Origin of the sequence: Flavobacterium bernardetii (assembly GCF_011305415.1) — a bacterium.
Classification (GTDB): Bacteria; Bacteroidota; Bacteroidia; order Flavobacteriales; family Flavobacteriaceae; genus Flavobacterium; species Flavobacterium bernardetii.
Genome location: NZ_JAANOQ010000003.1, coordinates 331,694 through 350,217, shown reverse-complemented (window position 1 = coordinate 350,217; position 18,524 = coordinate 331,694). Strand labels below are relative to the sequence as shown.

Genomic DNA, 18,524 nt, shown 5'->3' with positions numbered 1-18,524 from the left:
ATGGTAAGCCGTTACCTTACCATCTAGCTAATGGGACGCATACTCATCTTTTACCGTTGGAACTTTAATAATCAAATGATGCCATTCAAAAATACTATGAGGTATTAATCCAAATTTCTCTGGGCTATCCCTCTGTAAAAGGTAGATTGTATACGCGTTACGCACCCGTGCGCCGGTCTCAATTACCGAAGTAACCTACCCCTCGACTTGCATGTGTTAAGCCTGCCGCTAGCGTTCATCCTGAGCCAGGATCAAACTCTTCATCGTAGATTTTTTAAGATATCACTATCTAATTTATTTTATCGACGATAATCATTTTGCTAGGTATTCAATTCTTTATAATACTCGAAAAAGATTTACTCTTATTCTTATATGCTGTCAATCCAATATGTCTATGAACGTTTCTACAAACGTGTGACTTCTATGAAGTCATCTGTATTTCTCTTCTGTGTTTTTTGCTTCAACTTCAAGCGTTGCTCTCTGTGTTAGCGGGTGCAAAAGTAGAACCTTTTTTTTAATTACCAAAACTTTTTGAAACTTTTTTTTGAGAAAATTTTCATCTGTTTTAATCAATCATTATTTGTAAGAACTCCCTCTCTTGCGGGGTGCAAAGATAACATCTTTATATTTTAAATTCCAAATCTTTTTTCATCTTTTTTAAAAAAAATGTTTTCCGATTTGTTTGTCATTATATAAAGAACTTCTCTCTCATTGCGGGTGCAAAACTAGCACTTAATTTCGTTATTCCTAACTTTATCTTAACCTTTTTTTAAAGTATTTTCTTGTCGTTTAATTTACAGATAGTTACAAGTAGTTACAAGCGTCGATTTTTTTGAACTTTCAGCGATTACCTAATCCTTCATCCCTTTAGCACCATCTTTTAAAGGAAACAGAAGAAACATACGGATTGAAAAATAAGTGCATTCTTTTTAAAACAGCCCGTTTTTTATGGGTTTATCTAAAATCAAGCCTTCAGAAACCATTAAAAGCGCGAATGTTTTTTGAGAATTTCTTCAGAAAATGGATTTCTAGCCCTGATAGGAGCGGCATCCTTTTATTTAATTCCTTAAAATTAAATAAAAGATAGAGCGGATAGCAGGAAATAGCTCCTAAAAAAACATACCTATATATAATAGCAAGAAACCATACCTATATACTGTATAAAATCACACCTATATATAGAATAAAAAACCAGACTATTATATTGTAGAAAACTATACCTATATATATTGTAGGAAATATTGGTTTATACTATATTTGCATTTCAATAAAAACTAAACAATGATTAAAGTTACTTTACCCGATGGTTCGGTGAGAGAGTTTGCGCAAGGCGTGACTCCTATGGATGTTGCTAAGAACATTAGCGAAGGATTTGCTAGAAATGTTATTTCGGCTAATTATAATGATACAACGATTGAAACATCTACCCCGTTAACTACCGATGGTAATCTTACCTTATATACATGGAATGACAAAGAAGGTAAAAAAGCTTTTTGGCATTCGACTTCGCACGTATTGGCGCAAACACTAGAAGAAATGTACTCTGGAATTAAGTTAACACTTGGTCCAGCGATTGATAATGGGTTTTATTATGATGTAGATTTTGGAGATAACAAAATTACGGATGCCGATTTCAAAAAGATAGAAGATAGAGTTTTAGAAATCTCAAGAGAGAAACACGAATTTAAAATGCGCGCTGTTACTAAAGCAGAAGCATTAGAAGTATATAAAAATAACGAGTACAAAACAGAATTGATTTCTAACTTAGAAGACGGAACGATTACCTTTTGTGATCATGCTAACTTTTTTGACTTATGTCGTGGTGGACATATTCCGAATACTGGAATTATCAAAGCTGTGAAAATCATGAGTATTGCTGGTGCGTATTGGCGTGGTGATGAGAAAAACAAACAGTTGACTCGTGTTTACGGAACTTCTTTCCCGAAACAGAAAGACTTAACGGATTATTTAGAATTATTAGAAGAAGCCAAAAGACGTGATCATAGAAAATTAGGAAAAGAATTAGATTTATTCCATTTTTCACAACGTGTTGGTCAAGGTTTACCGTTATGGCTACCAAAAGGAGCAGCTTTACGCGATAGATTAGAGCAATTTTTAAAGAAAGCACAAAAGAAAGCGGGTTACGAACAAGTTGTTACACCACATATAGGTCAGAAAGAATTGTATGTTACTTCTGGACATTATGCTAAATATGGTGCAGATAGTTTTCAACCGATAACTACTCCAGCTGAAGGCGAAGAGTTTTTATTGAAACCAATGAACTGTCCACATCACTGTGAGATTTATAATTCTAGACCTTGGTCTTACAAAGATTTACCAAAGCGTTATGCTGAATTTGGTACAGTATATAGATATGAGCAATCGGGTGAATTACACGGATTAACTCGTGTTAGAGGATTTACTCAAGATGATGCGCATATTTTCTGTATGCCAGATCAATTGGATGCGGAATTTAAAAACGTAATTGATTTAGTATTATATGTATTTGGTTCTTTAGGATTTGAAAACTTTACAGCACAGGTTTCTGTTAGAGATTTAAACAATCCAGAAAAATATATAGGTAGTGTTGAAAACTGGGAAAAAGCAGAAAACGCCATTATTAGCGCTGCGAAAGACAAAGGTTTAAACTATGTAATTGAAGCAGGTGAAGCTGCCTTTTACGGTCCGAAGTTAGACTTTATGGTAAAAGATGCTTTAGGAAGAAGTTGGCAACTAGGAACTATCCAAGTAGATTACAACTTACCTGAACGTTTTGAATTGTCTTACAAAGGAGCTGACGATAAGTTACACAGACCTGTAATGATTCACAGAGCACCATTTGGTTCGATGGAAAGATTTATTGCGATTTTACTAGAACATACTGCAGGAAATTTCCCACTTTGGTTAATGCCAGAACAGGCTATTATATTAAGTTTAAGTGAGAAATATGAAAAATATGCGAAAAAAGTTTTAGATTTGCTGGAAATTCACGAAATTCGCGCCCTAATTGACAACCGAAATGAAACAATCGGGAAGAAAATTAGAGAAGCTGAAATGCAGAAAATGCCGTTTATGCTGATAGTTGGTGAAGAAGAAGAGAAAAATGGTACCATTTCTGTACGTCGTAATGGACAAGAAGGAAAAGGAAATATTACAGTTACAATTGAGGAATTTGCCAAAATTGTAAATGAAGAAATAAGCAAAACATTGAAACAATTTTAAAGTTTAACTAAAATTACTGAGTCATAGCAATTAGAAGAGGAAGAGGGAGTTACACTCCTAGAGTAGAAAAAGTAGCAGCACACCGTATTAATAATTTAATTAGAGGTGTAGCTGAAGTACGATTAGTAGGTGAAAATATTGAACCTGGAGTTTACAAAATGGCCGATGCATTAAGATTTGCAGAGGAACAAGAAGTAGACTTAGTGGAAATTTCGCCTAACGCAGAACCACCTGTTTGTAAATTGATGGATTATGGAAAATTCTTATACCAACAAAAGAAAAGGGAAAAAGAATTAAAAGCCAAATCTAGTCAGGTTGTAATTAAGGAAATTCGTTTCGGACCTCAAACAGATGAACATGATTATGAATTTAAGAAAAAGAATGCTTTAAAGTTCTTACAAGAAGGTTCTAAATTAAAAGCGTTTGTATTCTTTAAAGGACGTTCTATCATCTATAAAGAACAAGGACAAATTTTATTATTACGTTTAGCTCAAGATTTAGAAGAATACGGTAAGGTAGAAAGTATGCCTGTTTTAGAAGGAAAACGTATGATTATATATATTGCATCTAAAAAGAAAGTAAAATAATGCTATAAGCAATATGCAATAAGCCATAAGCTATCAAAAGCCAAATGTTTACTGCCAAAAGCCTAAAGCTATCAAGATAGTAAGTAAGAATAAATTAAATACCTAGGAAAAAATGCCTAAAATGAAAACAAAATCTAGTGCTAAGAAACGATTTAAAGTTACTGGTTCTGGAAAGATCAAAAGAAAACACGCTTTTAAGAGTCACATTTTGACAAAAAAATCTAAAAAACGTAAATTAGCTTTAACTCACTCTGCGTTAGTTCATAAAACAGATATGAGAAGCATTAAACAACAATTAAATATTATTTAATTAATTGTTTGGTTAAAACAAATTAATAACCCTGGAGTGGGCAGACTTCAACAGGTTCTACCTGATAAAAGAAGTCGAAAGTACTTAAAGTCGCCTTACTACAAAAAACATTTAAAATTATGCCAAGAGCAGTAAATTCAGTAGCTACAAGAGCTAAAAGAAAAAGAGTATTAAAACAAGCAAAAGGATTCTTCGGAAGACGTAAAAACGTTTGGACAGTAGCTAAAAATGCGGTAGAAAAAGCAATGTGCTATGCATACCGTGATAGAAAGCAAAAGAAAAGAAACTTCCGTGCATTATGGATCATGCGTATCAACGCTGGTGCAAGACAATACGGAATGAGCTATTCTCAGTTTATGGGTAAAGTAAAAGCTAACAACATCGAATTGAACCGTAAAGTTCTTGCGGATTTAGCTATGAACCACTCAGAGGCATTTGCAGCTATCGTAAATAAAGTGAAATAATCAACGTTTAATCATATTTATTCTTACTTATACAAAATCCCAACTGAAAGGTTGGGATTTTTTTTTAAGATTACTTTAGCAAACAGGAATGCGTTTTCAGAAATAATAATCAGAAAAGTATTTAACATTTATTAATATTGCAGTATTGAAAAAAGCAATCCAATATATCATATTCTTTTTTGTGTTCGTTTTTAAAACAAGCGCACAGGATCCTAAATACATAAAATTAACTGAAAAAGATGGTTTACCAGATATTGAGTTTTATGATATCTTAGAAGATAACAAAGGATTAATATGGCTGGCTGCTGATAAAGGCTTATACAGTTTTAACGGAAAAGACTACAAACATTACAACAACTCGAACAAAAGAGGTAACTCCGTATTTGGTTTAAAATTAGACCATCAAAACAAACTTTGGTGTAATAATATTTCCGGCCAATTTTTTAACATTAAAAAAAATAAATTAGTATTGTATTTAGATTTGAAAAATGAACTTAGAGGAGAACTCGCTGAGTTTTACTTTCTAGAAAATAAATTGTATATATTTTGCACTTCGTTCATTTATGTTTTGGATTTAAATTCGAAAATTAAAACAAAAATCCCATTACCAGAGACAAAAACTAAACCAATAATTAGAGCCAGTTGCAAACAAAAAAATCAAATTTATTTCACAATTGATGATAAGGTTTTTACAATTAATGAAAAAAATCAACTAACTAATAAAAAGATAAGTATTCCAAAATACGGAAGTAATATATTTCCGAAATTCTTCACCTATAAAAAAGAGAACTATTTTTTGTTATATGACAATGAATTAAACACGAACAAATTTTACAAAATAAATAGATTCGAGTTACTTGAAGTACAATTTCCAGCAGACTTATTACATACCAAAATCATTACTATTACAGAAAATGAAAGCAAATTATGGTTCAGTACCGCAAAAGGAATTATAATTGTTACTAATAAAAACCATCAATTTTACTCTGAAAATACTTTTTTAAAAAATGATTTTATTACTAAAACCATTTTAGATAAAAATAAAACCATATGGGTTAGTACTCTAAACAATGGAATTTACATCATTCCAAGTTTAAATATAAAATGGTTAAATGATGTAGTCATTAATGATAATATTTCTACTATTGAAAAAATATCTCCATCAAAAATTGCTGTAGGAACATCTAATGGAAATGTGTTTATCCAAGATATATCTAATGGAATAAAAGAAGATATTTCTATTAATGAAAAAAGAAAAATATCGGCATTGTTATATTTAAAAAATAAAAACCTATTATTAATTAGTAATGAAGTTGGTGCCTATTGTTATGATTTAAACACCAAAAAAACAACTGATTTAAACACTATAGCCAATTCAAAAGATTTACAATATATTGAAAAAAAGAACTTAATAATTAATTGTAGTTTTAATTGCGCCAATCTGTTTACATTAAAAAACAACCAATTCGTTTTATTCAAAGTTTTAAATAAAAGTAGAGCCTACAGGTCTTTTTATGACAAAGAAAACAACTTAATTTATGTTTCTTATGTTGATAATTTAATTGTATATGAAGCTAACTATAACAGTAAAATTATTAAATACAACAACAAAAGTATAATCGCAAAAGACATTTGTAAAACTCAAAATAATATCATTTGGATCGCAACTTTTAACAATGGAATATTGGGTTTTAAAAACAACAAATGCATTAAAAAAATTGATTTAAAAACAGGTTTAAAATCTGAAATCATTCAAGATATTAAAAGTGATGGTGATATTTTATGGATTGTGACAGATGTAGGATTACAATCATTTAATACAACAACAAACCAGTTTTTTCCAACATTAATAAATAACAATTTAAACGTTGGGAATATTAATGGTTTAATCATTAACAATGACAACATACTGTTCTCCAATCAAAAAGATTTTTTTGTAATGGATAAAAATACCAACTTAAAATCTTACAAGCCAAATGAAATATTAATAACATCAATAAAAATAAACGAAAAAGACACCTTAATAAAACCTACTTACTCCTTACCATATGACAAAAACCGTATTATGGTTGACTTTCATATTAATGGATATTATCCTGACGATGAATTACTTTATGAATACAGACTAATAGGACAAAATGAAAATTGGATTCCAATAGATGCAAATACTAAAAGTATCGGTTTTAATGGTTTACCATCTAATAAATACACTTTAGAAATTAGAGTTAAAGTTTTAAATACAGACCAATATTTATACAAAAATATCTTTTTTACCATCAACCAACCCTTCTGGAAAAAATGGTGGTTTGTTCTAACCTTGCTCCTATTTGCATTTGGAATTATCATTTTATTTTATAAAAACAAACTTCGTCAAAAAGAAAAAGAAAAAATTCAAGCTTTAAAAAATGCAAAATTTGAAAATAATCTGGCCGTTCTTAAATTAGAGAATTTGAAATCTCAAATGAATCCGCACTTTATATTTAACGCATTAAACTCCATACAAGAATATATTGTTTTAAATCAGAAACATTTAGCCAGTTCCTATTTGTCGAAATTTGCCGATTTAATAAGGGCTTATTTAGATCATAGTTCAAAAGGTTTCATAAGTTTATATGAAGAAATCGAATGTTTAAACATTTATTTAGAGTTAGAAAAACTAAGATTTGAAGATAAGTTTAGCTACGAAATTAATAATTTAGTTTCAGATGATTATATAAAAATCCCAACAATGCTAATACAACCTTATGTAGAAAATGCTATTAAACACGGTTTATTACATAAAAAAGAAAATCGTATTTTAACGATAACTTTTATACATTTAAATGAAGAAAACAGTTTAAAATGTATCATTTTAGATAATGGTGTTGGGCGAGAAAAAGCGTTACAATTACGTCAAACAAAGCATGAATCGTTTGCTACAAATGCCAATGAAAAAAGATTAGAGTTATTAAATTTTGGAAAAGATAAAAAAATTGGCTGCGTAATTGATGATTTATTAGATGAAAACAACAATCCAAATGGCACCCAAGTAACTTTACTTATACCCATTTTAAAATAAAAATTATGAATGTATTAATTATAGATGATGAGCCAAAAGCCAGAAATTTGTTAGAGATTTTAATTACTGAAAATACCAACAAAATTAAGAACATCTTTCAAGCAGAAGACTTACTTACAGGCGTAAAACTAATCAAACAACACAAACCACAAATTGTGTTTTTAGATATTGAAATGCCCGAACATTCCGGTTTAGATATTTTAAATTTTATAGACAAAGACGAACTAAATTTCGAAATAATTTTCACGACAGCTTATAGCGAATATGCTATAAAAGCTTTTCAACTTTCGGCTATCGACTATTTATTAAAACCTTTACGAGCTGAAACCGTAAAAAATGCTTTAGACAAGGCTTTTCAATTTATTGGTAAATCAGAAATCAGCTTAAAATTGGAAGAATTAAAGCAAAGTCTAAAAACATCAAATTTTAATAAAATTGGTTTACCATTTACTGACGGATTCAAATTTGTAAATATTGACGATATTATACTTTTGGAAGCTGATGGAATGTATACCATCGTAACTACAACAGAAGAAACCGATTTACTAGTTTGCAAACCCTTGAAACATTTCGTAGAACTTTTAGAAAAAAATTCCAACTTTTATAAACCACATCGCTCCTATTTAATCAATTTAAAATACATCAAAGAATACATCAAAAAAGATGGCGGATACATAATAATGGATAACAACAAGTCCGTTTCCATATCTAATGATAAAAAAGAAGAATTTTTAACCATTGTTCAAAATATTGGTTAATGCTTTAGCAAGTCAAAAACCTATTTCAGAAAGTCGTTTTAAAACGGCTTTTTTTTATGCTGAAATTTGTTATTATAAAAAAATAAAATTTATGAGAACAAAATTATTATTTCTGACATTAATTTTAAGTAGTTTCTTTGCGAAAGGTCAAACCATTTATGTAAACCAAAATGCCACAGGTTCAAATAATGGAACATCTTGGGCAAATGCATTTGTAAGTTTACAAACTGCTCTAACATCAGTAACTACAACGAACAAAACCATTTGGGTTGCAGCAGGAACTTATAAGCCAAGTCCTTCAAATCGAGAGACTTCTTTTACATTTAATTATTCAGGAACAAGCATTTACGGAGGATTTATCGGTACAGAAACGCTACTTTCTCAAAGAAATTCAAATGCAAATATTACTACACTTAATGGTGATTTATTAAGCAACGACAATTCTTCTTTGTTACCAGCAGAAACAACAAGACAAGATAATTCTTATCACGTGGTACAAATGAGAGGAAACATACAAAACATAATTATTGATGGTTTTACAATTTCTGGAGGTAACGCAAATGGCGTTGCAAATAATCTTTGTACTACAAGTGCCAACCTACAATCTTATCATTTACGTGGTGGTGCTATTTATGCTAATCCGTATGCAGGCGGACATAATTTAACGGCATTTGTAAGAAATTGCATTTTAGAAAAAAATTCAGGAACCGATGTGGCGGTTTATTCTGCATTTCATCCTTGTGGAATTACAGTTCTTTCAGACGATGTGAATTTTGAACAATGCACAATAAAAAACAATTATTCTGGTGGTAATAGCGCCATGTTATTTAGTGGTTCTAACGGATATAACACCTATTCGAGAGGTGCCATTATTAATTGTTTATTTTACAACAATACAGCCGTTAATGCATCTTGCATCTATTTAGGAGCAAGTACAGCAAGTGGTGGAAACGCAACTGGAATTGATGTGGATATTATTAATTCTACTTTTTCAAATAACATTGGTGCAAACGGAAATGTGATTACCATGACAAATGCAAGTAATTCAAGAGTTAGAAATTGTATCATTTATGGAAATGGAAGTACTACTCCATTAATAATTTCAAACGGAGCATCAGTAGTAAACAATTGTATTTTTGAAGGTGGGCAAGCAAGTACCACAAATTTAAATCCACAATTTACAGATGCATCCACAAACAATTACACTTTAAGTTCTAATTCTCCAGCAATAAATATTGGTAACAACACTTATACAACTGCAATAGTAGATTTAGCTGGAAATTCACGAGTTTTCGATACAACTATTGATTTAGGCGCATATGAATTTAGTGGTTGTACAGCACCAACTAACATAGTAACCTCTTTGGTTACAGGAACATCAGCAACAGTAACTTGGAACAACATTGCAGGAGTTACCTATAATTTAGTTTATGTAATTACTGGTCAACCAATTGCATCAGGAACAGAAATTACCAATATCGCTACAAATACGTACAATCTTACCAATTTAGATCCAAGTACAAAATATGATATTTATATAAGTAAAAACTGTACGGCATCCATCAATTCTGGTTGGACGGTTGCTACTTCTTTTCGAACTTTAGGTCCAATATATGTAAATCAAGCCGCAACTGGTAATGGTAGCGGTTCCTCATGGACAAATGCTTATACTACTTTAGACGAAGCTCTTTTAGGAATAACAACATCAATAACTGAAATTAGAGTCGCACAAGGAACTTATAAACCAAAAACTATAGGTTTAGCTAACCCTAGAAAAGCAACGTTTACTATTCCTCCAGGCGCACAAATTTATGGCGGTTTTAATGGAACAGAAACCACATTAAGTGAAAGAAATCCGTTGTTAAACATAACTACTTTAAACGGCGATTTAATCGGAGATGACAACACAACAATTGTACATACTAATGCTGCAAGAAACGACAATGCGTACCACGTAATATCGTTATTTGGAAACAACACACCAATTTTAATTGACGGATTTACCATTTCTGGAGGTAATGCAAATGGAAGTTTAGATTATACTTTAGGAGCAAATTCTTTTGACGATACCAGAGCTGGTGCCATTTATGTAAGTACCAAAAATGCATCAAACGTATATTGCGATGTTAAAAATTGTATTTTAGAAAAAAACACAGGATCAGATGTTGGTGTTTACGCTACCGTATCTGTTTTATCTGCAAATAGTTTAACCGTAAATTTCGATAAATGTATCGTTAGAAACAACCAATCTTCTGGCGGATTTAGTAATCTATTTTTCTACAGTTTTAGTAACAGTACCAATACAAGAACCGCTTATAGTACCATTTCAAATTGTTTATTTCATAACAATGTTTCTAACTATGCAGGTGGCGGGCAAGGTTCGTCATGCATTACTAATTACCAAGACGCAACTGCTGGTGGAAATTTCTCTACCTTATCAGTTTTAATTACAAATTGTACGTTCACAAATAATACCGGACCAAACGGAAAAGTACTTTCTTTATTAAACGCATCAAACACAAGAGTTGCTAATTCTATTATATACGGAAATGGCTCTACAACTCCAATATATTTAAACTCTACTGTTAACAATGTACCAACCGGAAATAATAACATTATTCAAGGTGGTCAATTAAGTGGTTTAAATAGTAATCCGTTATTTGTAAGCACAACAAATTTTCAATTATCAACTGGTTCTCCAGCTATAAATTCAGGAAATAATTCATATGTGAATGGAACAAAAGATTTATTAGGAAATGCAAGAATTCACAACACGACTGTAGATATGGGAGCTTATGAATATGATATGGCTTTAAATTCTGTATCTTTTCAAACAGAAAATAATTTTAAAATTTATCCGAATCCAACTTCATACATTTTAAACATTTCGATTACAGATGAAATAAAAGGAATAGAAATTTATTCATTAGAAGGAAAATTAGTTATAAGTAGTACCGAAAAAATAATAGATGTTTCTAGATTACAATCTGGATTCTATATTTTAAAAGTCATCAACCAAGAAAACAATTTATCAACTAAGAAATTTCAAAAAATATAATTAAATCCAATGAAAATCCCAACTGAAAGGTTGGGATTTTTTGTTTTAACCAAATCATTACTTTAGTTTAACTATTACATAATACAAAAGTTTTAAACTTTGTAATAATTAAATTATATGATAAAAGAACAAAAACTACTTTGGGAAAAAATTACCCAATTTAAAATTGATGATGAAAATAGTGATTTTACATTTTCAAAACGGTTAGCTCGAGAAAACAATTGGTCCCTCGAGTACTCAAAAAAGGTTATAGATGAATACAAGAAATTCATCTTTTTATGTTGTGTAACTAAAACTGGCGTTACACCATCAGACCAAGTGGATCAAGCTTGGCACTTACATCTCACCTACACCAAATCCTATTGGATTGATTTCTGCAAAAACACGTTAGAAAAAGAAATACATCACAATCCAACCAAAGGAGGAAAATCAGAAGCAACTAAATTTGATGATTTTTATTCGAAAACTAAAGAAGATTACAAAACGTTATTTGAAAAAGAACCACCAATTGAAATTTGGCCAAGTAACGAAAATCGTTTTAGTGAAATTGATTTCAAAAGAATCAATACACAAAAGAATTGGATCATAAAAAAACCGACTTTAAGCGAGAGAAATAGATACTTGACCTTGTTCTTTCTTCTTACTTCCACGTTCTTAATTCAAGCAACATTTTTAGATGATGATAGAATTTCAGCCATAATTTTAATTCTTCTATTTATTAGTATCGTTTACAATCAGGTAAAAAAGAATGGTGGTTCAGGATGTTCATCAGGTTGCTCCACAAGTTCTGGAGATAGCGGATGCAGCAGCAGTGGTTGTAGTGGTTGCGGCGGTGGCTGTGGTGGTGGAGATTAATTTTTTTTAAAACTATATTAATTATTTATATTCTAACTTCTGTTAGAATTTTTTGTTTATAAAAATAACTGATACTATTTTATTAATCGTAAATTTGCAACTTACAATAGTATATGGAAAACAATGAAACAAACCTTTCTTTTGAAGGTTTACACCCAAGAAACAAACATATTGGAAGATATGATTTTGCACAATTAATTAAAACGCATCCCGATTTAAACTTACATTTATTCTTAAATAAAGCAGGAGAAAAGTCTATTGATTTTTCTAATCCAATTGCAGTAAAAGCCTTAAACAAAGCGTTATTAATGCACTTTTACAATTTAGAATATTGGAACATTCCGAAATCTAACTTATGCCCTCCTATTCCAGGAAGAGCTGAATACATTCATCATATTGCCGATTTATTAGCGGCTTCAAATGGCGGAGTGGTTCCAACAGGAAACGCCGTTAGAATTTTAGACATTGGCGTGGGCGCGAATTGCATCTACCCAATTATTGGAAATCATGAATATGGTTGGACGTTTGTAGGAACGGAAGTCGACAAACAATCTTTATTGTCGGTTGAAACCATTTTAAGCAAAAACCCAAAATTAAAAGAAAACGTAACGGTTCGTTTTAACGATAACAAACGCCATGCTTTAAAATACATGTTAGAATCGGAAGAAGTTTTCGATTTTGTAATTTGTAATCCGCCTTTTCATGCATCTGCTGAAGAAGCAGCAAAAGGTTCGGAACGAAAAAGTAAAAATTTAGGTCAGAAAGCAACTGACAAACCGGTTTTAAACTTTAGCGGAAATAATAACGAATTATGGTGTGAAGGTGGCGAACTTGGATTTTTAACCAATATGATTTTTGAAAGTGTACACTTTAAAAGTCAATGTAAATGGTTTAGCGCAATCGTTTCTAAGAAAACAAACCTGAAACCGCTATACAAACAAATGAAGAAAGTAGAAGTTAAAAACAGCACAACACTTCATTTAACGAATGGAAACAAAACAACTCAAATTATTTGCTGGCAGTTTTAGTAACTATTTAAATATATAATAAGTTATAATATAAACTTTAGCTGTTATAATTCGATATTAAAAATAATATGTTTAGAAAAAAACATATCAAAACACAAACAACTAAAAGAACAAATCCAAAATTCGCATTTGTAAAAACAACTAGAATGTCGTTTTTACTATATTGTACCTCTTTTTTCATACTACTATTTTTTATAATATAAATATAGTATGTTAAATTAAAGTGTAACTTTTAAATGTTATGAGTGACATATATTTGTGTATGAAATACAGATTTATTTGTATAAAAAAAATTAAACAAAAACACCTGATACATTTTAAAACGTATCAGGTGTTTTTTATTGTTATTGATTTTCTTAATTAAAAACCTCTTCCTTTTCGCCATCAAAACTAGCAAAAACCATACTTGGATGCGAATCTTGATGAAACACATTTCCTTTCGAATCAATAGCAATCGCACCAGCAAAACCATCATAAGGTAATAATTCGTCAAACGTTTTAGCAAAAGCATCTTGTAACGAAAAACCATCCGTAACTCGCGTTACAATTTTTGCTGCTGTAGCATTACTTACAATATCTTCACCCACTCCAGTTAAACTTACACCACAAAATGGGTTGGCATAATTTCCTGCAACTGTAGCCGAATCCGAAATTCTTCCCACTAATTCAAAACCTTTTCCTCCAGTTGATGTCGCAACAGCAATTTTTCCATCTTTATCTAAAGCTACACAACCCACAGTTCCTAAACCTAACGATTTCACTTTAGCTTCATATTCTGCTCTTCTTTGTGGTATTTCAGTTGAAAACGCTTCAAATCCGTGTTGTCTTGCATAATTCGTTGCGCCACTTCCACCTAAAATTCGATCGTCTTCTTTCATTAAAACTTGGGTGACTTGAATGGGATTTTTAACGTTTTCAATGTTAATTACACCGCTCATTTTCTGCGTTTCGCCATTCATTAAAGCTGCACTCATTCGTATTTTTCCGTCGCTTTGTATTTGCGAACCAATTCCTGCATTAAATAAGGCATCATCTTCCAACATAGAAACCGCAAAAACCACTGCTTCCAAAGCAGAATGTGTTTGTAAATAGTCGTGAGATTTTTTTACAATACGAAGTAAAGCTTCTTGTTTAGCAACTTTAGTTTCAATATTTGTAGAGGATTCCGAAAAGAAACCACCGTGGATTATTATTTTCATTTTAGGTATTGGGTTATAGGTGTTGGTTTAAAGAAACTAGAATAAAGTTTTTCAACTTTTGCCTTTTCCCTTTTCCCTTAAACCTAATTAAACGTATTGCGAACTCTGAATCGTCATTCTAAACGTATCCAAATTAAAGGTATCGTTTTTACTCATAACGTGTGTCACTAAATGATTAATAGAAATCGGTTCACCTAATTCAATTTGAGTCAAGTTTGTATCTTTTATTTCTCTTCCGTCCACTAAAATAACAAGTCCTGAACCAATAGCTTCCATTTGTTTACCGTTAGTTATCAGTAAACCTGTATCTTCTCCTAAACCAATTCCTAAAACTTTCGGATTTCCAACAACCGCTTGAAACAAACGTCCAATTCTTCCGCGTTGTACAAAATGGGTATCGATAATTACACCATCAATTAAACCTAATCCCGAAGTAATTTTCACTTCACCTTTTAATAAAGCTTCACTACTACTTCCTTGATAAATCATATTGTTTGATGCTGCTGCAGCTCCAGCGGAAGTTCCAGCGTATATAAAATCTTCGTTTCTATATTTGTTAATTAACATATCGTCAAAAGCAGTTCCACCAAGCATTGATGTCAATCGCAATTGATCTCCACCAGTAAACATAACTACATCTGCCGCTTTTAATCTTTCTAAAACTTCTGGATCCGAAGCCTGCTTTCTTCTTTCTATATGAAGTACATCAACATTAGTTGCACCTAAAAAGTTTAAAGCTTTCACATATTCTGGACCGATTTCTCTAGGAATCGTTGAAGCTGTAGTAATTACTTCAATTCTTGATTCATTTTTATGCTTAGATTCGTCAATAATTCTCTTTAAAATTCCTCTTTCAAAAAAGTTTAAATTATTACTTGCATTTTTATCCAAATCGGTTTCAGTAAAACTCCCTTTATCAACCGCACCGCCAATTATGACTAATTTACCTTGTATATTCATTTGGTAAAAATAGCCAAAAACTTAATTAAAGCAAATCAATTTTCTTTTTATGAAGCAAAACTTATCTTATACTTTTCAACAATTGTCGCGCTATCCGTTAAATCTTTTATTTTTTGTTGCCTTCGAGAGCCTCAGGCAACAAAAAATAAAAGGATATCGTTCCTATCGGGGTTAAAATACAAAAAATCAATTTCTTAAGACATTTGCTTAAAATATTCTCAATAAAAACATTTCACAATAACAAAAAATCCCTATTTTTAACAAAATTCATTACAAAATATCACACCAAAATGAAAATCGATAAAATTCAAGCCCTTCGCGGACCTAACATCTGGAGTGTTCAACGTAAAAAGTTAATCCAAATGCGCCTTGATTTAGAGGAAATGGAACAATTTCCAACTAATAAAATTGAAGGTTTTCGCGAACGTATTGAAGCTATGTTTCCTACTATGATTGAACACCGTTGTTCTGAAGGTTGTCGTGGTGGATTTTTCTCTCGTGTCGAACGTGGCACTTGGATGGGACATGTGATTGAACACATTGCTTTAGAAATTCAAACCCTTGCAGGAATGGAAACCGGTTTCGGAAGAACTCGAGAAACCAAAACACCTGGTATATATAATGTAGTTTTTAGTTATACTGAAGAAAACGTTGGAATGTTTGCTGCAGAAAGTGCCGTTGCCATTGCAGAAGCTTTAATCGCCGGAACACCTTATGATTATGAAGCTGATATTCAAAAAATGCGCGAAATCCGAGAACGTGTTCGTTTAGGACCTTCAACTGGAAGTATCGTAGAAGAAGCCGTTGCAAGAGATATTCCATGGATTCGTTTAGGAACCAATTCACTTGTACAATTAGGTTATGGTGTGAATCAAATGCGTTTTCAAGCGACAATTACTTGTAAAACCAGTAACATCGCCGTAGATATTGCTTGCAACAAAGAAGAAACGAAACGCATGTTAGGAAATGCGTCAATTCCTGTGGCTAGTGGTGGGATTTGTGTAGATGAAGAAGATTTAGATGCTGTAATTAGAAAAATAGGTTTCCCAATTGTAATCAAACCTTTAGATGGAAATCATGGAAAAGGCGCCTCTATTAATGTAAAAAACAGAGAAGATGCAGTAGCAGGTTTGGCTTATGCGAAAAATTATAGTCGAAGAGTAATTGTAGAAAAATTTATCACTGGTTTCGATTTTAGAGTTTTAATTATCGATAATAAATTGGTCGCAGCTGCAAAACGCGAACCGGCACACGTAAAAGGAAACGGAACAAATACGATTCAAGAATTAATTGACGAAACCAATAAAGATCCAAGAAGAGGTTACGGACACGAAAATGTCTTAACTCAAATAGATGTCGACAGAGATACTACAGATTTATTAGAAAAATTAGGGTATACCTTAGAAACGGTTCCTAAAAAAGAAGAAGTAGTTTATTTAAAATCGACTGCGAATTTAAGTACAGGTGGAACTTCTGTAGATGTGACAGACATGATGCATCCAGAAAATATTTTCCTTTGCGAACGCATTTCTCGTGTGATTGGTTTAGATGTTTGTGGTGTAGATATTATGGCTGAAAATTTAACACAACCGTTAAAAGAAAATGGGGGTTGTATTTTAGAAGTCAACGCTGCTCCAGGATTTCGTATGCATTTGGCACCTTCTGAAGGTTTACCAAGAAACGTGGCAGCTCCAGTAATTGACATGTTATATCCGCAAGGAAAACCAAGTAGAATTCCAATTATTGCTGTAACAGGTACAAATGGCAAAACCACTACTACCCGATTATTAGCACATATTGTTAAAAATAATGGGTATCGCGTTGGATTTACCACATCCGATGGAATTTATGTTCAAAATCATTTGATGGAAAAAGGTGATACCACCGGACCAATTTCTGCAGAATATATTTTAAAAGATCCAACCGTAGAATTTGCTGTTTTAGAAACGGCTCGTGGTGGAATTTTAAGAGCTGGTTTAGGTTTTTCTCGTTGCGATATTGGAATTATTACGAATATTCAAGAAGATCATTTAGGTTTAGCTGATATTCATACTTTAGACGATTTAGCTCGTGTAAAAGCTACCGTTGTTAAAAGTATCAAAAAAGATGGTTGGGCAGTTTTAAATGCAGAAGATGAATATTGCATGAAAATTGCAAATGATTTAAGCTGCAATATTGCTTATTTCAGTTTAGATGAAAATAATGCGACGGCATTAAGATTAGCAAAAGAAGGTAAAATTGTAGCCGTTTACGAAAATGGTTTCATCACTATTAAAAAAGGAGAATGGAAAATTCGTGTTGAAAAAGCAACTCATGTGCCATTAACTTTAGGTGGAAAAGCCAGATTTATGATTGCAAATGTACTAGCAGCCACTTTAGCCGCTTATTTACAAGGTTTCAAAACGGAAGATATTAGTTTATCGTTACAAACATTTGTTCCAAGTGCAGCTCAAACACCTGGAAGAATGAATATCTTCGATTTTAATAAATTTAAAGTCTTGATTGATTTTGCACACAATCCTTCTGGTTACAGAGGAATTGAGGAATATTTAGAAAGTGTTTCTGCAACCAAAAAAATCGGAATTATTGCTGGAGTCGGTGACAGACGTGATGAAGACATTAAAGAATGTGCGAAAATCGCAGGAAGAATGTTCGATCATATTATTATTCGACAAGAAAAGCATTTACGTGGTAGAACAGAAGAAGAAATTAACGGTTTAATTTTAGCTGGAATTGCAGAAAGTGGCAGAAATGTAACAACAGAAATAATAACTGCAGAAGTAGAAGCTTTAAAACACGCTATGGATAATGCTGAAGACGGCAGTTTTATTACTGCTTTAAGTGACGTGATTGATAACGCCATTGAGACGGTTCAAGATTATTTGGATAAAGAAAACGAGGAAAGTAAAGCTTAAAAAGCAAATCAATATAATTATTTTATTCAGACCTGACAGGTTTTAAAAACCTGTCAGGTCTTCTTATTTAAAAAATCGACATTCCAGTTACCGATAGCGTTGATTTAACT

The 18,524-nt window shown here is 31.8% G+C and carries 12 protein-coding genes and 1 rRNA gene; 10 read left to right on the top strand and 3 right to left on the bottom strand.

From position 1 onward, the window contains the following. Nucleotides 1–267 (bottom strand): 16S ribosomal RNA (locus tag G6N05_RS08580); the annotation flags it as partial. Nucleotides 268–1,281: 1,014 nt separating this feature from the next. Here G6N05_RS08580 and thrS point away from each other — a divergent pair. The 9 genes from thrS to rlmF all read left to right on the top strand — a co-directional run bounded on the left by thrS (nucleotide 1,282) and on the right by rlmF (nucleotide 13,340). After that, nucleotides 1,282–3,222 (top strand): threonine--tRNA ligase, encoded by a 1,941-nt coding sequence (gene thrS / locus G6N05_RS08575; RefSeq protein WP_166126820.1) that lies wholly within the window; start codon nucleotides 1,282–1,284, stop codon nucleotides 3,220–3,222. An 86-nt stretch (nucleotides 3,223–3,308) separates the two neighbouring features. Continuing rightward, complete coding sequence (infC, locus tag G6N05_RS08570; RefSeq protein ID WP_143055624.1) at nucleotides 3,309–3,809, top strand: translation initiation factor IF-3; 501 nt, start codon at nucleotides 3,309–3,311, stop codon at nucleotides 3,807–3,809. Nucleotides 3,810–3,921: 112 nt separating this feature from the next. Then, a complete protein-coding gene (rpmI, locus tag G6N05_RS08565) occupies nucleotides 3,922–4,119 on the top strand; it encodes a 50S ribosomal protein L35 (RefSeq protein WP_166126816.1) in 198 nt (65 codons plus the stop codon). A 119-nt stretch (nucleotides 4,120–4,238) separates the two neighbouring features. After that, nucleotides 4,239–4,583: a 50S ribosomal protein L20 gene (gene rplT / locus G6N05_RS08560; RefSeq protein ID WP_091312626.1), complete on the top strand. Its 345-nt coding sequence runs from the start codon at nucleotides 4,239–4,241 to the stop codon at nucleotides 4,581–4,583. Nucleotides 4,584–4,728: 145 nt separating this feature from the next. Then, the gene (locus G6N05_RS08555; RefSeq protein WP_166126811.1) at nucleotides 4,729–7,641 is read left to right on the top strand and encodes a sensor histidine kinase; all 2,913 of its coding nucleotides are present in this window, start codon (nucleotides 4,729–4,731) and stop codon (nucleotides 7,639–7,641) included. Nucleotides 7,642–7,646: 5 nt separating this feature from the next. Continuing rightward, nucleotides 7,647–8,399, top strand: coding sequence for a LytR/AlgR family response regulator transcription factor (locus tag G6N05_RS08550; protein ID WP_166126806.1), 753 nt, complete (start codon nucleotides 7,647–7,649; stop codon nucleotides 8,397–8,399). A 91-nt stretch (nucleotides 8,400–8,490) separates the two neighbouring features. After that, nucleotides 8,491–11,457 (top strand): choice-of-anchor Q domain-containing protein, encoded by a 2,967-nt coding sequence (locus tag G6N05_RS08545; RefSeq protein ID WP_166126801.1) that lies wholly within the window; start codon nucleotides 8,491–8,493, stop codon nucleotides 11,455–11,457. A 117-nt stretch (nucleotides 11,458–11,574) separates the two neighbouring features. Beyond that, a complete protein-coding gene (locus tag G6N05_RS15540) occupies nucleotides 11,575–12,312 on the top strand; it encodes a glycine-rich domain-containing protein (RefSeq protein WP_187003001.1) in 738 nt (245 codons plus the stop codon). Between the two features lie 113 nt (nucleotides 12,313–12,425). Continuing rightward, nucleotides 12,426–13,340 carry a 23S rRNA (adenine(1618)-N(6))-methyltransferase RlmF gene (gene rlmF / locus G6N05_RS08535; RefSeq protein ID WP_166126798.1) on the top strand — a complete coding sequence of 305 codons (915 nt, stop codon included), beginning with the start codon at nucleotides 12,426–12,428 and terminating at the stop codon, nucleotides 13,338–13,340. A 356-nt stretch (nucleotides 13,341–13,696) separates the two neighbouring features. On the opposite strand, the gene G6N05_RS08530 is transcribed toward rlmF, so the two are convergent. Together G6N05_RS08530 and G6N05_RS08525 are read right to left on the bottom strand one after the other, a co-directional pair. After that, nucleotides 13,697–14,539, bottom strand: coding sequence for an isoaspartyl peptidase/L-asparaginase (locus G6N05_RS08530; RefSeq protein WP_166126794.1), 843 nt, complete (start codon nucleotides 14,537–14,539; stop codon nucleotides 13,697–13,699). A gap of 87 nt (nucleotides 14,540–14,626) precedes the next feature. Continuing rightward, complete coding sequence (locus G6N05_RS08525) at nucleotides 14,627–15,499, bottom strand: cyanophycinase (protein WP_166126790.1); 873 nt, start codon at nucleotides 15,497–15,499, stop codon at nucleotides 14,627–14,629. Nucleotides 15,500–15,789: 290 nt separating this feature from the next. On the opposite strand from G6N05_RS08525, the gene cphA reads away from it, so the two are divergent. Next, nucleotides 15,790–18,414, top strand: coding sequence for a cyanophycin synthetase (gene cphA, locus G6N05_RS08520; RefSeq protein ID WP_166126786.1), 2,625 nt, complete (start codon nucleotides 15,790–15,792; stop codon nucleotides 18,412–18,414). Nucleotides 18,415–18,524 lie beyond the last annotated feature (110 nt).

Coding starts and splice junctions, on each gene's coding strand:
- thrS (WP_166126820.1), top strand. CDS start 1,282: ATGATTAAAGTTACTTTACCCGATGGTTCGGTGAGAGAGTTTGCGCAA.
- rpmI (WP_166126816.1), top strand. CDS start 3,922: ATGCCTAAAATGAAAACAAAATCTAGTGCTAAGAAACGATTTAAAGTT.
- rplT (WP_091312626.1), top strand. CDS start 4,239: ATGCCAAGAGCAGTAAATTCAGTAGCTACAAGAGCTAAAAGAAAAAGA.
- G6N05_RS08550 (WP_166126806.1), top strand. CDS start 7,647: ATGAATGTATTAATTATAGATGATGAGCCAAAAGCCAGAAATTTGTTA.
- G6N05_RS08545 (WP_166126801.1), top strand. CDS start 8,491: ATGAGAACAAAATTATTATTTCTGACATTAATTTTAAGTAGTTTCTTT.
- G6N05_RS15540 (WP_187003001.1), top strand. CDS start 11,575: ATGATAAAAGAACAAAAACTACTTTGGGAAAAAATTACCCAATTTAAA.
- rlmF (WP_166126798.1), top strand. CDS start 12,426: ATGGAAAACAATGAAACAAACCTTTCTTTTGAAGGTTTACACCCAAGA.
- G6N05_RS08530 (WP_166126794.1), bottom strand. CDS start 14,539: ATGAAAATAATAATCCACGGTGGTTTCTTTTCGGAATCCTCTACAAAT.
- G6N05_RS08525 (WP_166126790.1), bottom strand. CDS start 15,499: ATGAATATACAAGGTAAATTAGTCATAATTGGCGGTGCGGTTGATAAA.
- cphA (WP_166126786.1), top strand. CDS start 15,790: ATGAAAATCGATAAAATTCAAGCCCTTCGCGGACCTAACATCTGGAGT.